This window comes from Hydrogenophaga bisanensis, assembly GCF_042665135.1.
Lineage (GTDB): Bacteria > Pseudomonadota > Gammaproteobacteria > Burkholderiales > Burkholderiaceae_C > Hydrogenophaga > Hydrogenophaga bisanensis.
Genome location: NZ_JBHTBX010000001.1, coordinates 447,938 through 473,144, shown reverse-complemented (window position 1 = coordinate 473,144; position 25,207 = coordinate 447,938). Strand labels below are relative to the sequence as shown.

The following is a 25,207-nucleotide window of genomic DNA, read 5'->3' as shown; positions in this document are numbered from 1 at the left end:
GGCTCCGGATAATCGGGGAGCGGCCGGGCCGGCTCCCCGATGGATGGTGGGTCGGTCGGCTTACTTGCGGTAGGCACCGAGCATGGCTTGCCCGTCAGCGCCGGCCTTGTCCAGCCATTCCTTGAGCATGGTCTCGCCCACCTTCTGCAGGTCGGCCTTGAGCTGCGGCGAAGGCGGCAGCACCTCCATGCCGTTGGCCTTGAGGGTGGCCAGGGTGTCGGTGTTGACCTTCTCCGATGCGGCCCAGCCACGGGCTTCTGCCTCGGCACCGGCCTTCAGCACCGCGTCCTGGGTGGGCTTGTCCAGCGCGTCGAAGGCCTTTTTGTTGACCAGCACGGCGTTCTTGGGCAGCCAGGCCTGCACGTCGTAGTAGTACTTCAGGTGTTCGTACAGCTTGCTGTCGACGCCGGTGGCGCCCGAGGTCATGTTGGACTCGACCACCCCGGTGGCCAGGGCCTGCGACAGCTCGGCCGCCTGCACGGTCACCGGCTGTGCACCCACCAGTTCGGCAATGCGCGAGGTGGCCGGGCTGTAGGCGCGCCACTTGTTGCCCTTGAGGTCGGCCGCACTGTTGATCGGCTTCTTGCTGTACAGCCCCTGGGGCGGCCAGGCCACGGCGTACAGGAGCATCATGCCTTGCTCGGCCAGCTTCTTCTCCAGAATGGGCTTCTGGGCCGCGTAAAGCTTTTTCGACTCGGCGTAGCTGGTGGCCAGGAACGGGATGCCATCAGCGCCAAACATCTGCCACTCGTTCTGGTAGGCCGGCAACAGGATCTCGCCGATCTGTGCCTGCCCGCCCTGAACCGCCCGCTTGATCTCGGGTGCCTTGAACAGCGATGCGCCCGCATGCACCGTGATCTTGAGCTTGCCGCTGGTGGCCTTGTCCACGTCGGCCGCAAACTGGGTCAGGTTGACGGTGTGGAAATTGGTGGCCGGGTAGGCGGCCGGCAGATCCCACTTGGTCTGCGCCATGGCGGGCAAGCTGAAGGCCACGGCAGTGGCAGCGAGCGACAGGCTGAAAAAGCGACGTTTCATGTGGACGACTCCGTTGGGTTGATGGACTCGGTATGCCTTCGCCAGCCAGAAGCCGGTTGGCCAAGCATGTGGACCCGGGCGTCTGGCATTCTGGCGACCGACTGGCAAAGTGTGATCGGTGTTTTCCCTGTATGTCAACAAATCGTTGGCAAATTGTTGGTGATCTGAATAAACTGGCGCACCACTTTCAGACACCCGCGAGACATGGCCAAAGCCAAAGCAAGCATCAAGCCACCTGCCCCGGGCGGGCCGCATCCGATCGTGTCATCGGCACACCTGGTCTCACCCCGCAGTGCCGAGATGAGCGAATTCGAGTTCGGGCTCATCGTGGCCGGCAACGCGTTCCACCGCTGGATCACGCACTGCATGAGTGCGGCCGGCCTCAAGGACCTCACCGCGCTGGATGTGCTGGTGCTGCACCATGTCACCCACCGTGCGCGCGACAAGCGTCTGTCCGACATCGCGTTCATCATGAATGTCGAGGACACGCACTTGATCAACTACTCCCTGAAGAAGCTGCAGGGCCTGGGGGTGGTGGTCTCCAGCAAGAACGGCAAGGAAGTGACCTATGCGCCGACCGAGTCGGGCAAGGCCTATGTCACGCGCTACCGCGAGATCCGCGAGAGCTGCCTGATTGACGCCCTCAAGGCTGACGACGCCCTCAACCACGACATCGGACAGCTCGCGCGCCTGCTGCGTGTGCTCTCCGGCATCTATGACCAGGCCGCCCGCTCGGCCGCCTCCCTGTGAGCGAAACCCCATGAGCAACACCCCCGCAGCCCGCTGGCAGTTCTGGATCGACCGTGGCGGCACCTTCACCGACATCGTGGGCAAGCGCCCCGACGGCACCCTGGTCACCCACAAGCTGCTGTCCGAGAATCCCGAGCAATACCGTGACGCAGCCGTGGCCGGCATCCGCCACCTGCTCGGTCTGGAGGCTGGGCAGGCCATCACTCCCGACCTCGTCGAGTGCGTGAAGATGGGCACCACGGTGGCCACCAACGCCTTGCTGGAGCGCAAGGGCGAGCCCACGCTGCTGATCACGACCCGCGGTTTCCGCGATGCCCTGCGCATCGCCTACCAGAACCGTCCCCGACTCTTCGACCGGCACATCGTCCTGCCCGAGTTGCTGTACGAGCGTGTGATCGAGGCGGAAGAACGCATGGGCGCCCACGGTGAGGTGATCGCTGCGCTGGACGAGGATCACCTGCGCGAGCGCCTGTGGGCCGCTTATGACGCGGGTCTGCGCAGTGCCGCCATCGTGTTCATGCACGCCTACCGCTATCCGGCGCACGAGCAGGCCGCCGAGCGCATCGCGCGCCAGGTGGGTTTCACCCAGGTCAGCACCTCGCACGGCACCAGTCCGATGATGAAGTTCGTCAGCCGTGGCGACACCACCGTGGTCGATGCCTACCTCTCGCCCATCCTGCGCCGCTATGTGGACCAGGTGGCGGCCGAAATGCCCGGTGTCCGGCTGTTCTTCATGCAGTCTTCGGGTGGCCTGACCGATGCGCATGTGTTCCAGGGCAAGGACGCCATCCTGTCCGGGCCGGCGGGGGGCATCGTGGGCATGGCCCGCACGGCTGGCCTGGGCGGACACGACAAGGTAATCGGTTTCGACATGGGGGGTACATCAACCGATGTGTCCCACTACGCCGGAGCCTTCGAGCGCGAGTTCGAGACCCAGGTGGCCGGCGTGCGCATGCGCGCGCCGATGATGAGTATCCACACCGTGGCCGCCGGTGGTGGCTCCATCCTGGCCTTTGACGGTGCGCGCCTGCGCGTCGGGCCCGAGAGTGCGGGCGCCAATCCGGGGCCTGCCAGCTACCGGCGCGGTGGCCCTTTGGCCGTGACCGACGCCAACGTCATGCTGGGCAAGATCCAGCCCGCCCACTTTCCCCATGTGTTCGGCCACGACGGCAACCAGCCCCTGGACGCCGAGGTGGTGCGGCAGCGGTTTGCCGAACTGGCCACGCGTGTGGGCCGTTCTCCAGAGGACGTGGCCGAGGGCTTCCTGCAGATTGCCGTGCAGCAGATGGCCAATGCCATCAAGAAGATCTCCGTGGCGCGCGGTTATGACGTCACCCGCTACACCCTGCAGTGCTTCGGGGGTGCCGGTGGTCAGCATGCCTGTCTGGTGGCCGATGCCCTGGGCATGCAGCGCGTGTTCGTGCACCCGCTGGCCGGGGTGCTCAGTGCCTACGGCATGGGTCTGGCGGACCAGAACGTGATCCATGAGCAGGCCGTGGAACTGCCGCTGGAGCCCGGGGCTCTGGCCCAGGTCGAAGCCATGCTGGAGCAGCTGGCATCGTTGGCGGTGGCCGAGCTGGAGCGCCAGCAGGTGGGGCAGGGTCAGGTGGTGGCGCATCGCCGTGTGCATGTGCGTTACGAGGGCAGCGACGCGGCCCTCGTGGTCCCTTTCGGGGATCTGGCCACCATCCAGTCGGGCTTTGAGGCCGCCTACCGCCAGCGCTTCGCATTTCTGATGCAGGGCAAGCGCCTGATCGTCGAGGCAGTTTCTGTCGAAGCCGTGTTGCCCGGTGATGCGCCGGCCGAACCGCGACAGACCGAGCATGAGCCGCGTGAGGTTCCTCGCCGCAACACGGTCCGCATGTACGCCGACGGACACTGGCTGGACGCCGCCTTGGTGGTGCGCGAGGACCTGCGCCCCGGCGATGTGATCAGCGGTCCGGCCATCATCGCGGAAAAAAATGCCACCACCGTTGTCGAGCCGGGCTGGGAAGCCCGACTGACGGGCCTGGATCACCTGGTGCTCGAACGCCGCGTGCCCCGCACCGTGCGCCATGCTGCGGGCACCCAGGTCGATCCGGTGCTGCTGGAGGTCTTCAACAACCTGTTCATGAACATCGCCGAGCAGATGGGCCTGCAGTTGCAGAACACCGCCTACTCGGTCAACATCAAGGAGCGGCTGGACTTCTCCTGTGCCCTGTTCGACGCCGAGGGCAACCTGATTGCGAACGCGCCGCACATGCCGGTGCACCTGGGCTCCATGGGCGAGAGCATCCGCACCGTCATCGCGCGCAACCAGGGAAGCATGCAGCCGGGCGACGTGTACGTGCTGAACGACCCGTACCACGGGGGCACCCACCTGCCCGATATCACCGTCATCACGCCGGTCTACCTGTCACTCGCAGACACCTCTCCGTCGTTCTATGTGGGCAGCCGTGGCCACCATGCCGACATTGGCGGCACCACTCCCGGTTCCATGCCCCCGTTCTCGACCCGCATCGAGGAAGAGGGGGTGCAGATCGACAACGTCAAGCTGGTTGCCCAAGGTGTCCTGCAGGAGGACGCCATCCTGGACCTGCTGCGCAGTGGCCAGTACCCCTCCCGCAATCCGCAGCAGAACCTGGCCGACCTCAAGGCGCAGATCGCCGCCAACGAGAAGGGCGTGCAGGAACTGCGCCGCATGGTCGACCAGTTTGGTCTGGAGGTGGTGCAGGCCTACATGCGTCATGTACAGGACAACGCCGAAGAGTCTGTGCGGCGGGTCATCACCCGCCTCAAGGATGGAGAGTTCACGCTGGCGCTGGACAACGGGGCGCAGATCCGCGTCGCGATCCGCGTGGACACCGCCAACCGCAGTGCCACGATCGATTTCACCGGCAGTTCGCCACAGCAGAGCAACAACTTCAATGCCCCTACGGCGGTCTGCATGGCGGCCGTGCTCTACGTCTTCCGCTCGCTGGTGGACGACGACATACCGCTCAATGCGGGCTGTCTCAAGCCGTTGAAGGTGATCATCCCGCCGGGCTCGATGCTCAATCCGAATCCGCCGGCGTCGGTGGTGGCCGGCAACGTGGAAACCTCCACCTGCATCACCAACGCGCTTTTCGGCGCGCTCGGCGTCATGGCGGGTTCGCAGCCGACCATGAACAACTTCACCTTCGGCAATGCCCGCTACCAGTATTACGAGACCATCTCCGGGGGCAGTGGTGCGGGCGGCGAGTTCAACGCTCAGGGCGAATTGTCGGGCGGGTTCCATGGCACCAGCGTGGTCCAGACCCACATGACCAACTCGCGACTGACCGATCCCGAGGTGCTGGAGTTCCGGTTCCCTGTCAGACTGGAGAGCTTCGCCATCCGCAAAGGGTCTGGGGGCGCGGGGCGCTGGCGCGGGGGGGATGGGGGTGTGCGACGCATCCGCTTCCTGGAGTCCATGACAGCCAGCATTCTGTCCAACGGTCGGGTGCACCCGGCATTCGGCATGGCGGGCGGTCAAGCAGGCGCGCCTGGCATCAACCGGGTGCTCCGGGCTGACGGTCGGGTCGAGGTGCTGGCACACATCGGCCAGGCCGACATGGCGCCTGGTGATGTGTTCGATATCCAGACCCCCGGGGGTGGAGGCTTTGGGGCCGCCTGATGCGGCATGGCGGGCTGGCCATGCCGGCCCGCATCACAGCTCTTCGACGCGACGGGCCGGATAGCTGTCCCAGGCCTGGCAGCCGGGGCATTGCCAGAAGTGCTGGCGGGCCTCGAAACCGCAGGCCGCGCAGCGATAGCGTTGCAGGGGGCCACAAGCCGCTTCCAGGGCATTCTTCACATGGGCCTGTGCGGTCGGATCGCTGAGGGTTTCGCCTTCCAGCCAGCGCGTGGCCATCACCAGCGACGGTTCCTGAGCCAGGTGTGACAGGAAGCGCTGTCGGCGCGACCGGTCATCGGCCCCCAGACTGGCCAGCGCTTCCGAAACATCGAGCGAGGGGGCTCGTGCGTGAGCTGCTTCCAGCATCCGGATCGCATCGGCTTCCTTGCCCAGCTTGCGCGCCAGTTCCACCAGATGCCGGGCCGCCAGAGGCAGTGCCTGGGGGGCATGCTGGTTCAGTTTCTCCAGCGCCGTGTAGGCGCCGGCCAGATCGCCCACCTGGGTGCGCAGGGCCGAAATCGCCAGCCAGCCACGCGCCAAGGACGGCACCCTTGTCACGGCCTCATCCAGCAGCTTGAAGGCCTGCAGGCTGTTGCCCGCACGCTGCGCCAGCTCGGCTTCTTCACACAGATAGTGGGCCAGGCGCCCCACGAAGCTGCCCGGCTGGGCCTGGTCCAGCTTTTCGGCAATCCGGCGCGCCTGAGGCCAATCGCGCGAGCGCTCGTAAATGGACAGCAGCGCCAGCAGGGCTTCGCCTTCGAAATCGGACCCCTCGAGTTTGGCCAGCGCCGTCTCTGCACGGTCCAGCAGTCCCGCCTTCAGGAAATCAAGGGCCAGTGCATGCTGCGCCCGATCACGATCCTTTCGGCCAATGTCCGAGCGCGCCAGCAGATGCTCGTGGACCCGAACGGCGCGGTCGTAGTCACCACGCCGCCGGAACAGGTTGCCCAGCGCGAAGTGCAGTTCGGCGGTATCCGGATCGCTCTGGACCGCCTCGATGAACGCGTCGATCGCCTGGTCCTGTTGTTCGTTGAGCAGGTGATTGAGGCCGCGAAAATAGGCCCGGGGCGCCTGGCGACCTGCGATGCGCCACTGTTTCAGATCCAGCCGGGAGGCGATCCAGCCCAGGGCAAACGCAATTGGCAAGCCCCACAGCAGCCAGGTCAGGTCAAGTTCCATGCCGGTTCTCCACCGCGTCGGTGATCACCGCAGCCGGTTGGGCAGGCGCTGGCGCAGCACTCAAGGGGGTGGAGGCCTTCTGGCTGGCTTTCCGGCGGGCGCGCAGCCACAGGGGCAGCATGACGATCACCCCCAGGAACACGCCCAGCACCAGAGCCACCAGCAGCGCAAGCACCAGCGGGGCTTGCCAGGACACGCCAAAGAACAGGTGCAGCGTGACGGGCGCCTGGTTGTTCAGGGCGAAGGCGAACAATACAAAAAAAATGGCTGCGTTGAGCAGCCACATCAGGTATTTCAAGTCATCCCCTCTGTGGTGGGGACGATTGTACCGGTCACTCGGGTTTGCCCGTCTCCTGACCGAGGATGGCCGCGGTTCGCGCATCCACCTGTTCACGCAGGGCCTTGCCCGGCTTGAAGTGGGGAACACGTTTCTCCGGGATCATCACGCTTTCGCCCGACCGCGGATTGCGACCGATGCGGGGGGAGCGGCGGTTGACCGAGAAGCTGCCGAAGCCGCGAATCTCGATCCGGTGTCCCTTGACCAGGGCATCGCCCATGGCATCGAGAATGGCCTTGACGGCGTACTCGGCATCACGGTGCGTCAGCTGGCTGAAGCGGCCGGCCAGCGCTTCGACGAGGTCGCTGCGGGTCATGTTGTGTCAACCGGGATGGGTGGTGTCCTGAAAAGCAAACGGGGGAGGGCAGGCCCTCCCCCGCTCCTGAGCCAGATCAGTTGTTGTTGTCCAGCTTGGCGCGCAGCAGGGCGCCCAGGCTGGTGGTACCGGCGTTGCCGGTGTTCTGGTTCAGGCTGGCCATGGCTTCGTTCTGGTCCGCCATGTCCTTGGCCTTGATCGACAGCTGGATGTTGCGGGTCTTGCGATCCACGTTCACCACCACAGCGCTGACTTCGTCGCCTTCCTTGAGCACGTTGCGGGCATCTTCCACGCGGTCGCGGGAGATTTCCGAGGCGCGCAGGTAGCCGATGACGTCTTCGCCCAGGTCGATTTCAGCGCCCTTGGCGTCCACGGTTTTAACCTTGCCGGTCACCACGGAGCCCTTGTCGTTGACCGACACGAAGGTGCTGAACGGGTCGCCGTCGAGCTGCTTGATACCCAGGGAAATGCGCTCGCGCTCCACGTCGATGGCCAGCACGATGGCTTCGACTTCCTGGCCCTTCTTGAAGTTGCGCACGGCGGCTTCGCCCGGCTCGTTCCAGGACAGGTCGGACAGGTGCACCAAGCCGTCGATACCGGCAGCCAGACCCACGAAGACGCCGAAGTCGGTGATCGACTTGATCGGGCCCTTGACGCGGTCGCCGCGCTTGGTCTGCTCGGCAAACTCGTGCCAGGGGTTGGCGCGGCACTGCTTCATGCCCAGGGAAATGCGACGCTTGTCTTCGTCGATGTCCAGCACCATGACTTCGACTTCGTCACCCAGCGACACCAGCTTGGACGGGGCCACGTTCTTGTTGGTCCAGTCCATTTCGGAGACGTGCACCAGGCCTTCGATGCCGGGCTCGAGCTCGACGAACGCGCCGTAGTCGGCGATGTTCGTGACCTTGCCGAACATGCGGGTGCCTTGCGGGTAGCGGCGGGCCACACCCAGCCACGGATCGTCACCCAGCTGCTTCAGACCCAGCGAGACACGGTGCTTCTCGGTGTCGAACTTGAGGATCTTGGCGGTGATTTCCTGGCCGGCCTGAACGACTTCGCTCGGGTGGCGGACACGGCGCCATGCCATGTCGGTGATGTGCAGCAGGCCGTCGATGCCGCCCAGGTCCACGAACGCACCGTATTCGGTGATGTTCTTGACCACGCCCTGGACGATGGCACCTTCGCGGAGGGTTTCCATCAGCTTGGCGCGCTCTTCGCCCATGGAGGCTTCCACCACGGCGCGGCGGCTCAGGACCACGTTGTTGCGCTTGCGGTCGAGCTTGATGACCTTGAATTCCATGGTCTTGTTTTCGTACGGCGTCAGGTCCTTGGTCGGACGGCTGTCGACCAGCGAGCCCGGCAGGAAGGCGCTGATGCCGTTGACCATGACCTTCAGGCCGCCCTTGACCTTGGCGCCGGTGGTGCCGGTGACGAAGTCGCCGGATTCCAGGGCCTTTTCCAGGGCCATCCACGAAGCCAGGCGCTTGGCCTTGTCGCGCGACAGGAGCGTGTCGCCGAAGCCGTTCTCGACGGAGTCGATGGCCACGGAAACGAAGTCGCCGACCTGGACTTCGAGTTCGCCCTGGTCGTTCTTGAATTCGGCGATGGGCACATAGGCTTCCGACTTCAGTCCGGCGTTGACCACCACGTGGTTGTGCTCGACGCGCACGACTTCAGCGGTGATGACTTCGCCCGCACGCATTTCAGCGCGCTTGAGGGACTCTTCGAACAGGGCGGCAAAAGATTCAGACATGAGATTTCCTAGAGCTTTCCAGCGGCGGGTGCATCGGGACCTGAGGGGACCATGTGCAGGGATCGTCGGATGGTCGGCGTTGCATGTGTGGTGCGTGACACCACGGGGTTGGTTGAAAAGAACCATCCGGCCTGCGGGCTGGGAACACCCGGCGGGGCCATCTGGGCCATCATGGCCGTGTTGTGGCCGCTGTCTCAGCGGACCGGCAATCCCGACCGGCCTTGCCACCAGTCCAGTACCTGACACACCGATTGCTCGACGTCCAGGCTGGAGTTGTCCAGCAGCAGGGCATCCTCGGCGGGCTTCAGGGGGGCGTGTGCCCGGGACATGTCCCGGTGGTCTCGCGCCTTGAGGTCAGCCAAAAGGTCTTCCATTCTAGCTGGAATTCCCTTGGAAATCAATTGCTTATGGCGTCGCTGGGCACGCTGCTCGGCGCTGGCGGTCAGGTAGACCTTCAGGGGGGCATCGGGAAAGATGACCGTGCCCATGTCGCGCCCGTCGGCCACCAAGCCCGGCAGACGGCGAAAACCGTGCTGCAGTTCCAGCAAAGCCTGCCGCACCTGGGGCACCGCCGACACCCGCGAAGCTGCCATGCCGGCCGACTCCGCGCGCAAAGCGTCCGACACGTCTTCATCGCCCAGCCAGGTACTTTCACCCTCGAAACGCACCGGCAGGCTTCGCGCCAGCGCGCCCAGCCGGTCGGCGGTCGTCGGGTCGGCCAGCGAGGCTTCATCGGTGGGGATGCCGGCCTTGTCCGCGGCCAGGCCGACCAGGCGGTACAGGGCTCCCGAATCCAGCAGGTGATAGCCCAGTCGTGCGGCCACCGCTGCCGCCAGCGTGCCCTTGCCCGACGCCGTCGGTCCATCCACGCAGATCACCGGAACCTGGCCCGGATGGGCCTGGCACACGCTGAACAGGGCCTCGAAATAGTCGGGGAAGGTCTTGGCAACACACTTGGGGTCCTGAATCCGGACCGGCAGTTGCGCCGGATTGAAGGCCGCCAGCGAGAAGCACATCGCCACCCGGTGATCGTCATACGTGTGGATGCTGGCCGGCTGCCAGCAGGCGGGCGGTGTGATCCGGATGAAGTCGTCGCCTTCTTCCACGGTGGCACCGAGCTTGCGGCATTCGGTGGCCATGGCGGCGATTCGGTCCGTCTCCTTGACCCGCCAGCTGGCGATGTTGCGCAGGGTGGTGGTACCGTCGGCAAACATGGCCATGACAGCCAGGGTCATCGCCGCATCCGGGATGTGGTTGCAGTCCAGGTCAATCGCCTTCAGGGGCCAGCGGCCGCGGCGGATGTGCAGCCGGTTGGCTTCACCGGACACATCCGCACCCATCAGCCGGGCGGCTTCCACAAAACGGATATCCCCCTGGATGGAGGACAGTCCGACACCTTCGATGGTGATCCCGTCATGGCCGGGTGACGCGGGCGCCAGTGCTCCCAGTGCAATGAAGTAGCTGGCCGATGAGGCATCCGCTTCCACATGGACCAGACCCGGCGACCGGTACCGGCTGCCCGCCGGGATGGTGAAGCGAGACCAGCCCTCGCGACTCACTGTCACACCAAACTGCTGCAGAAGGTTCAGGGTGATCTCGATATACGGCTTGGAAATCAGCTCGCCAACCACCTCGATCGTGACCGACCGCTCTCGGGCCACCAGAGGCAAGGCCAGCAGCAGCGCCGTCAGGAACTGGCTGGATACGTCACCCCGCACCCGGATGGGCTGATCCAGGTGCAGATCTGCCGCTTGCCCGTTCCCCAGGCGCAGAGGTGGGTAACCCTCGCTACCCAGACAGTCCACCGGGCAACCGAGCTGCCGCAGAGCCTCGACCAGATCACCGATCGGCCGCTCGTGCATGCGGGCAATGCCACCCAGCTCGAAGCAGCCACCATGGGTCGTGGCCAGCAGGGACAGGGCGGCCGTCAGGGGGCGCATGGCGGTGCCTGCATTGCCCAGAAACAGCGTGGCCTGTCGCACGGGCAGTTGCCCACCGACTCCCTGGACCCGCAGCAAACCGCCGTCCAGGCGATCGAGCTGGCAGCCCAGTTGCTCCAGTGCCGTCAGCATGACACGGGTATCGTCCGAGTCCAGCAGGTCGGCGATCTCGGTGCAGCCCTCACTGAGCGCTGCCAGCAGCAGTACGCGGTTGGAGATGCTTTTGGAGCCGGGCAACCGGACGCTGCCGCCGGCGGACGCCAGCGGCGGCAGATCGAGAAATTCGGTCGTGTACATGCGAGGGCAGGTGGGCAGCCGCGGGGCTGCCAAAACAGGTCAGCCTTGCGGCTTGATGGCAGACATGCGCCAGTTCGCGCGAGCCTCACTGGCGCGGTCGATCAGGGCTTCAAGGGCATCCGGGTTGCCAGCGTTCAGAGCCGTCTCGAAAGCATGCAACGAGCGCTGGAACTGCTTGCTCTGGGCCAGCAACTCTTCGCGGTTGGACATCAGGATGTCCCGCCAGACGGCGGGATCGCTGGCGGCAATGCGGGTGAAGTCCCGAAAGCCCGGTCCTGCCAGGGTCAGGAACTCGGCGCCTTGCTGCTGCCCGGTCACCGCATTCATCATGGCAAAGGCGATCAGGTGCGGTAAGTGGCTGACGGCCGCGTAGGCAGCGTCATGCGCCTCCGGGGTCATCTGCTTGACGTGGCATCCCAGCGCCGTCCAGACCCGGTGGGCCTTTTCCAGCTGGATGGGCTCGGTGCGCTCGATGGGGGTCAGAATGACCTGGCGACCCGAGTACAGATCGGGGTCGGCATGATCGACGCCCGCCAGTTCCTTGCCGGCAATCGGATGGGCGGGGACGAACACGCCCACCTGGTCACGCAGCACGCGCCGGGCGGCGTCGATCACTTCCCGCTTGGTCGAGCCGACATCCATGATCAGCACATCCTTGCCAACCAGATGGCGGATGGCCTTGAACGTGGCCTCCGTCGCCGACACCGGGACCGCCACCAGCACCAGGTCCGCGCCCGAGACCGCCAGCAAGGCAGACGGGGCCTCGACATCGATCACGCCCATCTGCCGCGCCCGTTCGGTGGTCGATGGCGACTTGCTGTAGCCCACCACCCGCTTGACCAGGCCCGCCTTCTTCAGGGCCAGTGCAAACGAGCCGCCCATCAGGCCGCAGCCGATCAGGCCAAGTTGCTCAAACATGGGTGCTCCCCTGCAACGCCGTCATCATTCGCTCACCGGGTACGCGCCCAGCACCTTGTAGTAGGCACACAGCCCTCGCAGTTCCTGGAGCGCTGCGGCCACATTGGCCTGGGACGGGTGTCCCGCAATGTCGATGTAGAAGTAATACTCCCACTGTCCGGATTTCGCCGGACGAGACTCGAACCGTGTCATCGAGACACCATTGGATTTGAGTGGTACCAGCAAGTCATGCACCGCCCCAGGGCGGTTGGGCACCGACACCACGATGCTGGTGCAGTCACGGCCGGAGGCCGGCGGCATGGCCAGGGTCTGCGGCAGGCAGATCACGGCGAACCGGGTGCGGTTGTACGCCTCGTCCTGGATCGCGTGGGCGACGATGTGCAGTCCGAATTGGGCCGCTGCGCGCTCGCTGGCCAGCGCAGCCCAGGCCGGGTTCGTGGCGGCCAGCCGGGCGCCTTCGGCGTTGCTGGAGACGGCGCGACGTTCGGCATGGGGCAGGTGCTGCGACAGCCAGCCCTGGCACTGGGCCAGGGCCTGAGGGTGCGCCATCACCACCTCGATGCCATCCAGCGAATTGGTCTGTCTCAACAGGTTGTGCCGCACCAGCAGGCTGACCTCCCCGACCACATGGACCGGCGAGCGCAGGAACAGATCCAGCGAGCGCGCCACCACGCCTTCGGTGGAGTTTTCGACGCCCACGACACCGAACTGCGCGGTGCCAGCCGCCGTGGCATGGAAGACCTCGTCAAAACTGCTGCAGTAGATCAGGTTGGCTGCGCTGCCGAAAAATTCGATGGCGGCCTGCTCGCAGAAGGTTCCCTCCGGACCCAGCACCGCCACCCGCTGAGGGGTTTCCAGGGCGAGGCAGGCCGACATGATCTCGCGCCAGATCGCCGCCACATGCTGGTTGAGCAGAGGTCCCTGGTTGGCGTGCTGGATCTTCTCGATCACCTGCGCCACCCGGTCAGGGCGAAAGAAGGGTGTGCCTTCGTGCCGCTTGAGTTCACCCACCTGCTCGGCGACGCGCGCGCGCTGGTTCAGCAGGGACAGCAGTTGCTGGTCGATCGAATCGATCTGCACCCGCAGGGCACCCAGGGCCTCCGACTGGACAGGTTGCGATTTGCCGCTCATGCCTGTTCCTTTTCGAAGTCACGCATGTAGCTCACCAGTGCCTGAACGCCCGCCAGCGGCATGGCGTTGTAGATGCTGGCGCGCATGCCGCCGACCGACTTGTGGCCTTTGAGTTGCAGCAAGCCGCGCTCTCGGGCTCCGGCCAGGAAGACATCGTTGCGGCTCTCGTCGCGCAGGAAGAACGGGATGTTCATGCGGGAGCGGCAGTTCTCGGCGACCTTGTTGACGTAGAAGGCCGACTGGTCGATGAAATCGTAGAGCAACCTGGCCTTGGCGACGTTCCGTGCCTCCATGGCGGCAATGCCTGTCAGGTCGCCTTCGCGCTGTCGCTTGAGCCACTGGAAAACCAGTCCAGCCATGTAGATGCCGTACGTGGGCGGCGTGTTGTACATGGAGGCGTTGTCGGCCACCGTCTTGTATTCGAAGGCGCTGGGGCAGATCGGCAACGCGCGGCCCAGCAGGTCTTCGCGCACCACCACCAGGGTCACGCCCGCCGGGCCCAGGTTCTTCTGTGCACCGCCGAAGGCCAGGCCGACACGCGACCAGTCCACCGGGCGCGAGGCCACGTGCGATGAGAAGTCAATCACCAGCGGGGCATCGCAGCCCAGGGACTTGAGGTCGGGCAACTCGTGGAACTCGACGCCATGGATGGTCTCGTTGCTGCAGATGTGCACGTACTGGGCGTTGGCACTGAGCTTCCAGCTGGCCGGGGCGGGCAGGGTGGTGTGGCCGTCGGCTTCGCTGCTGGCGATCACGTTCGCGGTGGCGTACTTGCGCGCTTCCTTGGCCGACTTCTGGCTCCAGCTGCCGGTGACCACGAAATCGACGGTGCCGCCGCGCGAAAGGTTCAGGGGCACGATGGCGTTTTCTGCGAGACCACCGCCCTGCATGAACAGGATGCGGAAGTTCGCCGGCACCGCTAGCAGTTCACGCAGATCGGCCTCGGCCTGCGCGGCGATCGACATGAATTCCTTGCCGCGATGGCTCATCTCCATCACGCCTAGGCCGCTGCCATGCCAGTCCAGCATCTCGGCGGCCGCCTGCTGCAGCACTTCTTCCGGCATGGCGGCCGGGCCGGCCGAGAAGTTGTAAGGACGTTGCGTCATGCGGCGTCACCTGCCGCTTCCTCACCGTCCAGTGCCTCAGGCATGTGGGCGTCGTTTTCGACAATGCGCTGCAGGCCGGACAGCTCAGCGCCTTCATCCAGCGAAATCAGCGTCACGCCCTGGGTGGCACGGCCCATTTCCCGGATCTCGCTGACCCGCGTGCGCACGAGGACGCCCGTGTCGGTGATCAGCATGATCTCGTCGTCCGCATGCACCAGCGTGGCTGCGACGACCTTGCCATTGCGCTCGCTCTGCTGGATGGCGATCATGCCCTTGGTGCCGCGACCGTGGCGGGTGTACTCGGTGATCGGGGTGCGTTTGCCATAGCCGTTGATCGTGGCGGTCAGCACGCTTTGCTGCTCGTCTTCGGCCACCAGCATGGCAATCACGCTCTGGCCTTCCTCGATCATCATGCCGCGCACCCCGCGGGCATTGCGGCCCATGGGCCGAACATCGTTTTCGTCAAAGCGCACCGCCTTGCCGCCGTCGCTGAACAACATCACGTCGTGCTTGCCATCGGTCAGCGCGGCACCGATCAGGAAGTCCCCTTCGTCGAGGTCCACGGCAATGATGCCCGCCTTGCGCGGGTTGCTGAACTCGGTCAGCGCCGTCTTCTTGACCGTGCCCATGCTGGTGGCCATGAACACGTAGTGGTCCTCGGGGAAGCTGCGGAACTCGCCGGTCAGTGGCAGCACCACGTTGATCTTTTCGCCTTCCTGCAGCGGGAACATGTTGACGATGGGGCGACCGCGCGAACCGCGCGAGCCGGCAGGCACCTCCCAGACCTTGAGCCAGTAGAGGCGGCCGCGGTTGGAGAAGCACAGGATGTAGTCGTGCGTGTTGGCGATGAAGAGCTGGTCGATCCAGTCGTCTTCCTTGGTCGCCGTCGCCTGCTTGCCGCGACCCCCACGCTTCTGGGCACGGTACTCGGACAGCGGCTGGCTCTTGATGTAGCCGCTGTGCGAGAGCGTGACCACCATGTCGGTCGGGGTGATCAGGTCCTCGGTCGAGAGGTCCTGGGCGCTGTGCTCGATCTCGCTGCGGCGGGCGCCCAGCTTGGTCTGGCCGAACTCGGTCTTCACCGCCACCAGTTCGTCTCCGATGATGGTCGACACGCGCTCGGGCTTGGCCAGGATGTCCAGCAGATCGTCGATCTCGGCCATCACATCCTTGTACTCGGCCACGATCTTGTCCTGCTCCAGACCGGTCAGGCGCTGCAGGCGCATCTGCAGGATTTCCTGGGCCTGTGTCTCTGACAGGCGGTACAGGCCGTCGCCCTGCATGCCGAACTCGCGCTCCAGGCCTTCGGGACGGTAATCGTCGGCGTTGACGGTGCCGCCATCGGCCTTGGCACGGGTGAGCATCTGCCGCACCAGCTGGCTGTCCCAGCTGCGCGTCATCAGTTCGGCCTTGGCCACCGGCGGGGTGGGGCTTTCGCGGATGATGCGGATGAACTCGTCGATGTTGGCCAGTGCCACCGCCAGACCTTCAAGGACGTGGCCGCGCTCGCGTGCCTTGCGCAGGTTGTACACCGTGCGACGGGTCACCACCTCGCGGCGGTGCTCCAGGAACACCGTGATCAGGTCCTTGAGGTTGCACAGGCGGGGCTGACCGTCAATCAGCGCCACCATGTTGATGCCGAAGGTGTCCTGCAGCTGTGTCTGCTTGTAAAGGTTGTTGAGCACCACCTCAGGCACTTCGCCGCGCTTGAGTTCGATCACCAGGCGCATGCCGGATTTGTCCGACTCATCCTGTATGTGGCTGATGCCCTCGAGCTTCTTCTCGTGAACCAGCTCGGCGATGCGCTCCTGCAGGGTCTTCTTGTTGACCTGGTAGGGAATCTCGTCAACGATGATGGCCTGGCGCTGCCCCTTGTCGATGTCCTCGAAATGGCATTTGGCGCGCATCACCACGCGGCCGCGACCGGTGCGATAGCCGTCCTTGACGCCCTGGATGCCATAGATGATGCCCCCGGTGGGGAAGTCCGGCGCCGGGATGATCTCCATCAGTTCGTCGATGGAGCAGTCCGGGTTCTTGAGCGAGTGCAGGCAGGCGTCCACCACCTCATTGAGGTTGTGCGGCGGAATGTTGGTGGCCATGCCCACCGCGATGCCGCCAGAGCCGTTGACCAGCAGGTTGGGCAGGCGCGTCGGCAGCACCAGCGGCTCTTTTTCCGAGCCGTCGTAGTTGGGGCCGAAATCCACCGTTTCCTTGTCGATGTCCGCGAGCATCTCGTGCGCGATCTTGGACATGCGGATTTCGGTGTAGCGCATGGCGGCCGCGTTGTCCCCGTCGACCGAACCGAAGTTGCCCTGCCCATCGACCAGCATGTGGCGCAGGGAAAAGTCCTGCGCCATGCGCACGATGGTGTCGTACACCGCGCTGTCGCCGTGCGGGTGGTACTTACCGATGACGTCACCGACGATACGCGCCGACTTCTTGTAGGGACGGTTCCAGTCGTTGTTGAGCTCGTGCATCGCGTACAGGACACGGCGGTGCACCGGCTTGAGGCCGTCGCGGGCGTCCGGCAGGGCTCGCCCGACGATCACGCTCATGGCGTAGTCGAGGTAGCTGCGACGCATCTCCTCTTCAAGACTGATGGGCAGGGTCTCTTTGGCGAACTGGGTCATGAGCGTTGGAAGCTGTCGTGGTGCCGGCCGCGTCGCGGCCAGGGCAAGCGCTCCATTTTAGTGGGCAGCGTCGGCCCGGCTTTCAGCTTGCATCAGACTTGGGGTGTTGCTCTCGGGCAACGCGTATCCGGGCTATCAACCGCGCCGCCGCGCTGCCGTGTGCGGGACACCTTGCCTCTGCGCGGCTTGTGGCACAATGATTCGAGCGTTTAAGTGGTGGTCACTTCAAGCGCCATCCGATACTTCCATTCGGCCCGCCGAGGCAAACCAAGAGGAATACCATGAAGAAACTGAACAAAGTGGCAATGCTGTTCGCTACCGCCGCCCTGGCGACCGCCGCCGGCGCCCAGACCATCGACAACTGGCGCAACGGCACTTCCGAACTCGTCTGGAAGAACGGCACCAACGAACTGTGCTGGCGCGATGCCTCCTGGACCCCCGCCACCGCCGCCCAAGGCTGCGACGGCGCGATCGTGCCGGCTCCGGCTCCGGCACCTGCTCCGGCTCCCGCTGCTGCTGCACCCGCCCCGGCGCCCGCTGCTGCTCCTGCACCGAAGCCCGCCGCCACCAAGGTGACCTACGCCGCCGACGCCTTCTTCGACTTCGACAAGGCCGTCCTGAAGAAGGAAGGCAAGGCCAAGCTGGACGACCTGGCCGACAAGGTCAAAGGCATCAACCTGGAAGTCGTGATCGCTGTCGGTCACACCGACTCCACCGGTCCCGATGGCTACAACCAGAAGCTGTCCGTCCGCCGTGCCGAAGCCGTCAAGGCCTATCTGGTGAGCAAGGGCATCGAAGCCAACCGCGTCTACACCGAAGGCAAGGGCGAAGGCCAGCCGGTCGCTGACAACAAGACCCGCGAAGGTCGCGCCAAGAACCGTCGCGTGGAAGTGGAAGTCGTCGGCACCCGCGCCAACTGATTCCCCGGTCACAGACCTCTGAAAAACCGCGCTTCGGCGCGGTTTTTCTTTGGGGCTGGCGATAATGTCGGCATGAATCCGAACGTCAACGCCGATCCGGCCGAACTGGCCAAATTTTCAGACCTGGCCCACCGGTGGTGGGATCCCGAGAGCGAGTTTCGCCCGCTCCATCAGATCAACCCGTTGAGGCTGGCCTGGATCGATGGGCTGGCGCCGTTGGCGGGCAAGCGGGTGCTCGACGTGGGCTGTGGCGGTGGCATTCTGTCCGATTCGATGGCGCGCAAGGGTGCGCAGGTGACCGGTATCGATCTCTCGGTCAAAGCCCTGCGGGTGGCCCAACTGCACGCGCTGGAGGCGGGGACGTCCGGGGTTGAGTACCGCGAAGTGAGCGCCGAAGACCTGGCGGCCGAGCAACCGGGCACGTTTGATGTGGTCACCTGCATGGAGATGCTGGAGCATGTCCCGGATCCATCCTCGGTGGTCCGAGCCTGCAGTCAGTTGGTCAAGCCCGGCGGCTGGGTTTTCTTCTCGACCATCAACCGCAACCCCAAGTCCTTCCTGTTTGCGATCGTGGGGGCGGAGTATGTCCTCCAGTTGTTGCCCAAGGGCACGCATGAATGGGCCAAGTTCATCCGGCCCAGCGAGCTTGCGTCCTATTGCCGTCAGGCCGATCTGGACCTGCAGGGCACGCGAGGCATGGAATACAACCCGTTGACGCGGCGCTACTGGCTCAGCGATGACACCAGCGTCAACTACATGATCGCCACCCGTCGCGCACCGTGAGCCGGCTGCCGTTCCCGGGGCAGGTGCAGGCCCTTCTGTTCGACCTGGACGGTACGCTGATCGACAGCGCACCGGATCTGGCCGCTGCGGCCGAGCGCATGAGGGCCAGAAGGGGAATGTCACCTCTGCCGCTGGCCCAGTACCGGCCCCATGCCAGTTCGGGCGCCCGAGGCATGCTGCGAATCGGTTTCGGCGCGGATCCCTCGGATGCGATGTACGAGAGCCTGCGCCAGGAGTTTCTGGCCGAGTATGAGTCGGGTCTCTTGAACCTGACGGCACCCTTTGAGGGGGTGACGTCATTGCTGGACGTCCTCACCCAGGTGGGTTGCCCCTGGGGCATTGTCACGAACAAGGCGCAGCGGTTCACCCAGCCCATGGTGGCCGGGCTGCCTCTGCTGGGTCGGGCTGGCGCGGTGGTCTGCGGCGACACCACGCCCTACGCCAAGCCGCACCCTGAGCCGTTGCTGGAGGCGGCGCGACGGCTGGGTGTGGACCCGGGCGCCTGCATCTACGTGGGCGATGACGAGCGCGACATCCTGGCGGGCCGGGCGGCGGGCATGTTCACGGTCGCCGCCAGCTATGGCTATCTGGGGGCGGCAGGCACTGCAGAGCACTGGCAAGCCGATGCAGCCATTGAATTTCCTGGTCAGCTCTTGAAATTGCTGGACTTGCCTTAAACTGTCGAGCACAGGGGCTGCACTGGTTTCGACGTGGGTTCGGGCACGCAGCAGGGCATGTCGAGGTTCTGTCACCTCGTTAAACCGCAGAAAAAAAGTAACTGCAAACGACGAACGTTTCGCACTCGCCGCTTAATCCGGTGAGCCTTGCAACAGCAGGCCGATAGGCTGGGCAAGGGCGGTCGCAAGACTGTCCAGGCTGCAAGGGAATTCATATCGGCTGGCTTTGCGTCGGGTACCTTGACGCAAGGTGAGATCCAAGGGTACTGGTTGCCGGCATAGCGTGTCGCTGCGCGATGCCGGTGGCGAGATCCAAAACAGACGACTAAACATGTAGAACTGCGCGAAGAAGGCTTGCGGACGGGGGTTCAAATCCCCCCAGCTCCACCATTTACAGGCTGTATGAGGTGATATGAGATCAAAAACCACATACAGATCAACAAGTTAGGGAGAAATCCCGACCGTGTGTGATCGCATGAGATCACTTGCTGCCAGAGATTAACCGGGTAACATCCCGGGTAACGTCGCCGACATACCCGGTCGGTTCAGGAAGTTACCCGAATGCCCGCAACAGATCTCCTCTCCGACAGAGCAATACAGGCTGCCATTAAGGCGGCCGTTTCCGCTGGTAAGGCTCGAAAGCTCAGTGATGGTGCTGGACTGGTACTTGATGTTCGTCCCACTGGTTCCGGATGGTGGCGTCTCCGATACTGGCGCGACGGCAAGGAAGGAATGCTCTCTCTGGGCACATACCCAGAGGTCACCCTGAAGGTTGCCAGGCAGAAGAGAGATGAGGCCCGATCGGCGATGGCCAACGGCGTCGATCTGAGCGAGCGCCGCAAGCAGGAAAAGGCTGACCGCCAGAAGCAGCGAGAAGTGGCCTCATTGGAGGCAGCAGGATTACCCGGTCCTGGCACATTCGAGTACGTCGCGCGGGAGTGGCTAGTGATCAAACACCAGCCAGGGGTGTCACCCGGCCACGCGGCCACCACCCAGAAGAGACTGGAGAAGATGGTTTTCCCATGGCTCGGCAGGCGCCCCATCGGCGAGATCGAACCGCCGGAGCTTCTGGCTTGCCTGCGAAAGATCGAGGCGCGTGGTGCGCTGGAGACTACCCACCGTGTGAAGGACGCTTGCTCCCAAGTGTTCAGGTATGGGGTATCGATTGGCGCCTGTGCACGCAACCCGGCTGCAGATCTGCGGGAGGCGCTCAAGCCAGTACCAGTGCGCCACTTTGCTGCCATCGTTGATCCCAAGGACGCCGCTAAGCTGCTTCGCGACATCCATGAGTACAAGGGAAATCCAATCACGCGAGCGGCATTACGGCTTTCTGCCCTCTTGCTTTTGCGACCTGGTGAACTCCGTCATTTGGAGTGGCAGTGGATCGACTTTGAGGCGAAGACAGTAGTTGTCCCGTCCGAGGTGATGAAGCGTCGGATCAATGAGAAAGTGAACGGCAACCCCCATGTGGTTCCGCTGGCAAATCAATCGCTTGCCGTTCTCAAGGACCTACAACCGCTGACTTGCCACGGCCGCTTCGTGTTCCCCAGCCTTCTCAGCAAAGAAAAATGCATGAGCGACAACACGGTGCGCTCTGCCTTGCGGCGGCTGGGATACAGCAACGATGACATGACCGCTCATGGGTTTCGAGCCATGGCCAGGACGATGCTGGCAGAGCAGCTCAACGTGCAGCCCGAGGTCATCGAAGCACAGCTCGCGCACGCTGTTTCTGACCCACTTGGTCGGGCCTACAACCGCACACAGTACCTGACCCAGCGTACGTCAATGATGCAGGTGTGGGCGGACTACCTAGACAAGCTAATGGCATAAGCTGCTGCGTTCGGTGACCGACACGTCAAGTCAAGGGAGGAGAACACCACGGAAATCTCGCGGGCGAAGACATCCGAGTCGAGAAGAAGGTCAAGGACGGAGACCACCGCAGACAGCTACACGAAAGTAGCTTAAATGCGCTCATAACCCATTGATTTTATTAAGGTGCCCACTTGGAAGGTGGGCATTTTTACGTCCATGCGTAGAAGGGGGCTTCCGCCACGAAGGCAAAGTTGCACACATGCAATCTCATGCGATCGCAACAAAGCGATGCGAGAGGGCTTGGAGATCAACTATGGAAGCTCTTTTGTCAGACGTTCCCGATTCCCTCAAGGACGTTGCCCTAATCGATGCAAAGACCTGCGCCGCAGTCGGCGGAATGTCGGTCTCGTCTTGGAATGGTCTCGTTCGATCTGGCACGGCACCGCAGCCTGCAATTCGAACGAATCGGTACACCCGGTGGCGTGTTGTCGATGTTCGCACGTTCTTTCATGAGTACCCCAAGCGCGTCCGACCGGAAGGGTCGCAGATTGTGCTCGAGCGCAGCCTCAAGGCAGTGCAGTCGCGGACGAAGACCGGCGCTGCTGTTACCTCTTGAGAGGGCGCGATGCGAGCAATTCAATATGGCTGCGCCTCAGCTTCGCGGCGCATCTGCATCACTGAGCGCAGGAGTGCTCTTCAATCATTGAGGAGAGCACCAATGGGACTGAAAGTGGTGACGCCCGGGGCTGGGGAGGCCGCGGGCGTCGGGAGGGACAGGAGTGGTCAGAGCAGGACCGGGATCCATTCAAGCATGCTGGCCACGAGTCCGTGCTACTGCGGAGTGGGACGGCAAGCTGGGCCCCGATACGTTTGCATTACCTGTGCAGGCTTTGCCCGCATCGTAATGCGGATCGAACAGCGCGCACCTCATCGGTATCAGGAACGGAGGTCGGCATGACCACCCAAGCACGCGAGTCCGAGGGCAGCGGGTACGCCATCGGTACCAAGCTGATCGAGCAACTGCACCAGGAGCAGGACCCTGACGCGCGCAACTTCTGCGTCACCGGGGCCGTGGTCCTCTGCGCGAACGAGGACCAACCTCATGACGCCTTCGCCGGCTTCGCCCGCGCGGTCGTACCAGCGCTCCAGGACGTTCCCGCGGATGCCAAGCGCCTGGCAACCCTTGCTGCACGTGCAGCGCTCGCTGGCCACCAATGCACCCGCGCTGCTGATGGTTCGATCACCTTCAGCCGCTGGGCCAGGTCAGTGACGTTCGACGACCTTGCGGATGCCGAGGCATGGCTGGATCGGGTGACTGGGGCCGGCAAGTGAGTATCAAGGTCATGAACCTGGTCTGGGACCACTACCCGGCCGGAGGCTCCGAACTGCTGGCGCTGCTTGCGCTGGCCGACTGGTCGAACGACACCGGCGTTTGCTTCCCGAGCATGGCCGCCATCGCGACCAAGACCCGGCTCTCCCGATCGCAGGCCCAGCGAGTGGTGCACGGGCTGATCAACGACGGGTTCGTTTCGGTCCTGGAGAACTCCATGGGTGGCGCGCCCGGGATGACTCGGCGGTATCGCCTCAACATCGAAAAGCTGACGGGTAGCGCCGGTGCGACGGGTCGCATGGATGCTACCCCTACGGGTCGCACTGATGCGACGGGTAGCGCCGGTGCGACGGGTCGCATGGATGCTACCCCTACGGGTCGCACTGATGCGACGGGTAGCGCCGGTGCGACGGGTCGCATGGATGCGGCAGACGGGTCGCATGGGTGCGGCGAGACGGGCCGCATGGGTGCGACCCAAACCGTCATAGAACCATCAGTAACCACCAAGGAGAGTGGCAAACCTGCAGCGGCAGGTATTGCCGACCCCTGCCCGCATCTGCAAATCATCGATGCATACCACCGGCTGTTGCCGATGGGGCGGCAGGTCCGGGAGTGGACCCCCGCCAGGGCATCAGTGCTGCGCAGCCGGTGGCGTGAAAAGCAGGCCCGCCAGTCACTGGCGTGGTGGGAGCGGTTCTTCTCCTACGTGGCGCGATCTGCCTTTCTCACCGGGCAAGCCTCCACACCTGGCCGCCGGCCGTTCGAGTTGTCTCTGGATTGGCTGGTGAAGTCCGAGAACATGGCCAAGGTCATCGAGGGCGCTTATCACGACGCCGAGGACGTGGCGCAAGAGGAGACCACCCATGCATGACGGAGCCTTCCCCGATGAGGTTGCGCTGCCGCCTCACTCTATCGAGGCCGAATCCAGTGTGCTGGGTGGCCTGCTGCTGGACAACAGCGCGTGGGATCGGATTGCCGACCTCGTTTCAGAAGCCGACTTCTACCGGTATGAGCACCGCTTGATCTTTGGTGCCGTGTCCGAGTTGGTTAATGCGGCGAAGCCGGCTGATGTTGTGACGGTCTTCGAGCACTTGCGCAGTCTGGGCAAAGCGAACGAGGCCGGCGGGCTGGAGTACCTCAACGGCCTGGCTCAGTACGTGCCCAGTGCGGGCAATGCGAGGCGCTATGCAGAGATCATCCGCGCCAGGGCCACGCAACGCCGGCTTCTCAATGCATGCACCGAGGCCCGGGAAATCGCTGCGGCGATCAAGGGTGACGACGTGCTGGCCGCCTGTAGCACCATCCAGGGACTGTTCGAGCCGATTGCTATGCAGCACACGGCCAATGAGCCCAGGCATGTGTCAGAGCTGGTGGTGCCGATGCTGGACCGGATCAGTGATCTTGCAGACGGAAAGCAGCAGCCAGGTGTGCAAACTGGTCTACGTGGGCTCGATCGCCACCTTGGCGGCGGACTGAAGGCGGGCAAGCAGATCGTGATTGCAGCCCGGCCTTCGGTCGGAAAGACCTCACTGGCGACAGATATTGCCCTCCGCTGCGCGCAAGCGGGTGAGCCGTCAGCCGTACTCACCATGGAAATGCCTGCTGACGAGCTGGGCGACCGGCTGGTTGCACGTCTGGGCCGCATTGACCTGGGCCGGCTTAGTACGGGCAGCCTGGAGGACTCGGAGTGGTCCGCCCTGACCGATGCGGTGGAGGCCTTGCGGAATCTCCCGCTTTTTATCGACGACCAGGCTGCGCTGAGTCTGCACGAGATCCGGGCCAAGGCCAGAAAACTCAAGCGGCTGCATGGAATACGCGTGCTGGTGGTGGACTACCTGCAGCTCTGCGCTTCTAGCACCCAACGCGCCGGCAGCAATCGACACCTGCAGCTCGAAGAGATCAGCCGCGGACTCAAGGCCCTGGCCAAGCAACTGGGCATCACGGTGATTCTGTTGTCCCAGCTCAATCGTGAGGTCGAGAAACGCACGGGCGGTCGCCCAACGTTGGCCGATCTCAAGGAGTCCGGTGCGATCGAGGAGGACGCCGACACCGTGATCCTGCTTTCTAAAGATGGAGATCTCTCCGACGGGACCATGGTTGTCCATGCGGAGCTGGCCAAGAACCGTGGTGGCAAGCGAAATGTGTTCGTCAAGCTGGCATTCAACGGTGCACACCAGTCCTGGAGCGAGACGACAGCAACGGTTCCCACTTCAGCACCGACGCGGCGAGGCCGCCATTTCACGGAAGACTTCGAATGACTCAGAACTTCAACCCCTGGGCCGTTGCCTTCGCCCAACTCACGAGCACCGGCACACCCGAATGCCGAGTGGAGAGGATCAATCCTCGTCCTGCTGGAGTGGTTCGGCGAGGCAGTCCGACACACCTGATATGGCAGCACCTGGCCGAATGCCCTGGCCGATGGTTCACGGCTGTGGAGGTTCGTCGATTGACTGGTTTCAGCCACGCGGCAGCAAGTCATGCGCTTTTGTACCTCAGCCGACATGAACTCTTGGAGACCTCCCCAGATGTCAGAAACCCGCGATACCTCCGATACAAGGTTGTGTCCGGCGCCGCCTTCCGCGTCTCTGAAACAGCAGATGACCCGGGCCCGCAGCGCTTGGCACGCGATGAGAAGGCGATGCCTATCGCCGAGCAGCCA

19 protein-coding genes and 1 other RNA gene are annotated in these 25,207 nt (G+C 64.1%); 10 read left to right on the top strand and 10 right to left on the bottom strand.

The features are described from left to right. Positions 1–60: 60 nt before the first annotated feature. Positions 61–1,035: a TRAP transporter substrate-binding protein gene (locus ACFQNJ_RS02200; RefSeq protein WP_374638851.1), complete on the bottom strand. Its 975-nt coding sequence runs from the start codon at positions 1,033–1,035 to the stop codon at positions 61–63. Positions 1,036–1,239: 204 nt separating this feature from the next. Between ACFQNJ_RS02200 and ACFQNJ_RS02195 the strand changes: the two genes are divergently transcribed. Together ACFQNJ_RS02195 and ACFQNJ_RS02190 are read left to right on the top strand one after the other, a co-directional pair. Then, positions 1,240–1,785, top strand: a complete 546-nt coding sequence (locus tag ACFQNJ_RS02195; protein ID WP_374638852.1) for a winged helix DNA-binding protein — start codon at positions 1,240–1,242, stop codon at positions 1,783–1,785. Between the two features lie 10 nt (positions 1,786–1,795). After that, positions 1,796–5,419 carry a hydantoinase B/oxoprolinase family protein gene (locus tag ACFQNJ_RS02190; protein ID WP_382253468.1) on the top strand — a complete coding sequence of 1,208 codons (3,624 nt, stop codon included), beginning with the start codon at positions 1,796–1,798 and terminating at the stop codon, positions 5,417–5,419. Positions 5,420–5,452: 33 nt separating this feature from the next. Here the strand turns inward: ACFQNJ_RS02190 and lapB are convergent, their stop codons facing one another. From lapB to gyrA, 9 genes are all read right to left on the bottom strand, one after another. Next, positions 5,453–6,598 carry a lipopolysaccharide assembly protein LapB gene (gene lapB, locus ACFQNJ_RS02185; protein WP_374638854.1) on the bottom strand — a complete coding sequence of 382 codons (1,146 nt, stop codon included), beginning with the start codon at positions 6,596–6,598 and terminating at the stop codon, positions 5,453–5,455. Further along, a complete protein-coding gene (locus ACFQNJ_RS02180; RefSeq protein ID WP_382253466.1) occupies positions 6,588–6,896 on the bottom strand; it encodes a lipopolysaccharide assembly protein LapA domain-containing protein in 309 nt (102 codons plus the stop codon). Before ACFQNJ_RS02180 ends, lapB begins: the two co-directional genes overlap by 11 nt. A 34-nt stretch (positions 6,897–6,930) precedes the next feature. Beyond that, the gene (locus ACFQNJ_RS02175) at positions 6,931–7,251 is read right to left on the bottom strand and encodes an integration host factor subunit beta (RefSeq protein ID WP_374638856.1); all 321 of its coding nucleotides are present in this window, start codon (positions 7,249–7,251) and stop codon (positions 6,931–6,933) included. Positions 7,252–7,327: 76 nt separating this feature from the next. Further along, on the bottom strand, positions 7,328–9,004 hold the full coding sequence (gene rpsA / locus ACFQNJ_RS02170) for a 30S ribosomal protein S1 (RefSeq protein ID WP_374638857.1): 1,677 nt from the start codon (positions 9,002–9,004) through the stop codon (positions 7,328–7,330). 194 nt (positions 9,005–9,198) lie between these two features. Then, a complete protein-coding gene (locus ACFQNJ_RS02165; RefSeq protein WP_382253464.1) occupies positions 9,199–11,241 on the bottom strand; it encodes a bifunctional 3-phosphoshikimate 1-carboxyvinyltransferase/cytidylate kinase in 2,043 nt (680 codons plus the stop codon). A gap of 39 nt (positions 11,242–11,280) precedes the next feature. Then, positions 11,281–12,159, bottom strand: coding sequence for a prephenate dehydrogenase (locus ACFQNJ_RS02160; protein WP_374638859.1), 879 nt, complete (start codon positions 12,157–12,159; stop codon positions 11,281–11,283). A 24-nt stretch (positions 12,160–12,183) separates the two neighbouring features. Then, complete coding sequence (gene pheA, locus ACFQNJ_RS02155) at positions 12,184–13,290, bottom strand: prephenate dehydratase (RefSeq protein ID WP_382253462.1); 1,107 nt, start codon at positions 13,288–13,290, stop codon at positions 12,184–12,186. Continuing rightward, positions 13,287–14,396 carry a 3-phosphoserine/phosphohydroxythreonine transaminase gene (serC, locus tag ACFQNJ_RS02150; protein ID WP_382253460.1) on the bottom strand — a complete coding sequence of 370 codons (1,110 nt, stop codon included), beginning with the start codon at positions 14,394–14,396 and terminating at the stop codon, positions 13,287–13,289. Before serC ends, pheA begins: the two co-directional genes overlap by 4 nt. Next, positions 14,393–17,026 (bottom strand): DNA gyrase subunit A, encoded by a 2,634-nt coding sequence (gene gyrA / locus ACFQNJ_RS02145; RefSeq protein WP_374638862.1) that lies wholly within the window; start codon positions 17,024–17,026, stop codon positions 14,393–14,395. The genes serC and gyrA overlap by 4 nt, the downstream gene beginning before the upstream one ends. A 281-nt stretch (positions 17,027–17,307) precedes the next feature. On the opposite strand from gyrA, the gene ompA reads away from it, so the two are divergent. The 8 genes from ompA (at position 17,308) to ACFQNJ_RS02105 (ending at position 24,806) form a co-directional block, all read left to right on the top strand. Continuing rightward, the gene (gene ompA / locus ACFQNJ_RS02140) at positions 17,308–17,946 is read left to right on the top strand and encodes an outer membrane protein OmpA (RefSeq protein ID WP_382253458.1); all 639 of its coding nucleotides are present in this window, start codon (positions 17,308–17,310) and stop codon (positions 17,944–17,946) included. A gap of 72 nt (positions 17,947–18,018) precedes the next feature. After that, a complete protein-coding gene (gene ubiG / locus ACFQNJ_RS02135) occupies positions 18,019–18,729 on the top strand; it encodes a bifunctional 2-polyprenyl-6-hydroxyphenol methylase/3-demethylubiquinol 3-O-methyltransferase UbiG (RefSeq protein WP_382253456.1) in 711 nt (236 codons plus the stop codon). Next, entirely contained in the window at positions 18,726–19,406 is a 681-nt protein-coding gene (locus ACFQNJ_RS02130) for an HAD family hydrolase (protein WP_382253454.1), read from the top strand. The genes ubiG and ACFQNJ_RS02130 overlap by 4 nt, the downstream gene beginning before the upstream one ends. Positions 19,407–19,419: 13 nt before the next feature. Next, positions 19,420–19,796: a transfer-messenger RNA gene (gene ssrA / locus ACFQNJ_RS02125) on the top strand. Positions 19,797–19,967: 171 nt separating this feature from the next. After that, positions 19,968–21,236, top strand: coding sequence for a tyrosine-type recombinase/integrase (locus ACFQNJ_RS02120; protein WP_374638866.1), 1,269 nt, complete (start codon positions 19,968–19,970; stop codon positions 21,234–21,236). 936 nt (positions 21,237–22,172) lie between these two features. Further along, a complete protein-coding gene (locus ACFQNJ_RS02115; protein ID WP_374638867.1) occupies positions 22,173–22,550 on the top strand; it encodes a hypothetical protein in 378 nt (125 codons plus the stop codon). Further along, positions 22,547–23,419, top strand: a complete 873-nt coding sequence (locus ACFQNJ_RS02110; protein WP_382253451.1) for a helix-turn-helix domain-containing protein — start codon at positions 22,547–22,549, stop codon at positions 23,417–23,419. Before ACFQNJ_RS02115 ends, ACFQNJ_RS02110 begins: the two co-directional genes overlap by 4 nt. Next, entirely contained in the window at positions 23,412–24,806 is a 1,395-nt protein-coding gene (locus ACFQNJ_RS02105; RefSeq protein WP_382253449.1) for a replicative DNA helicase, read from the top strand. The genes ACFQNJ_RS02110 and ACFQNJ_RS02105 overlap by 8 nt, the downstream gene beginning before the upstream one ends. Positions 24,807–25,207: the final 401 nt, after the last annotated feature.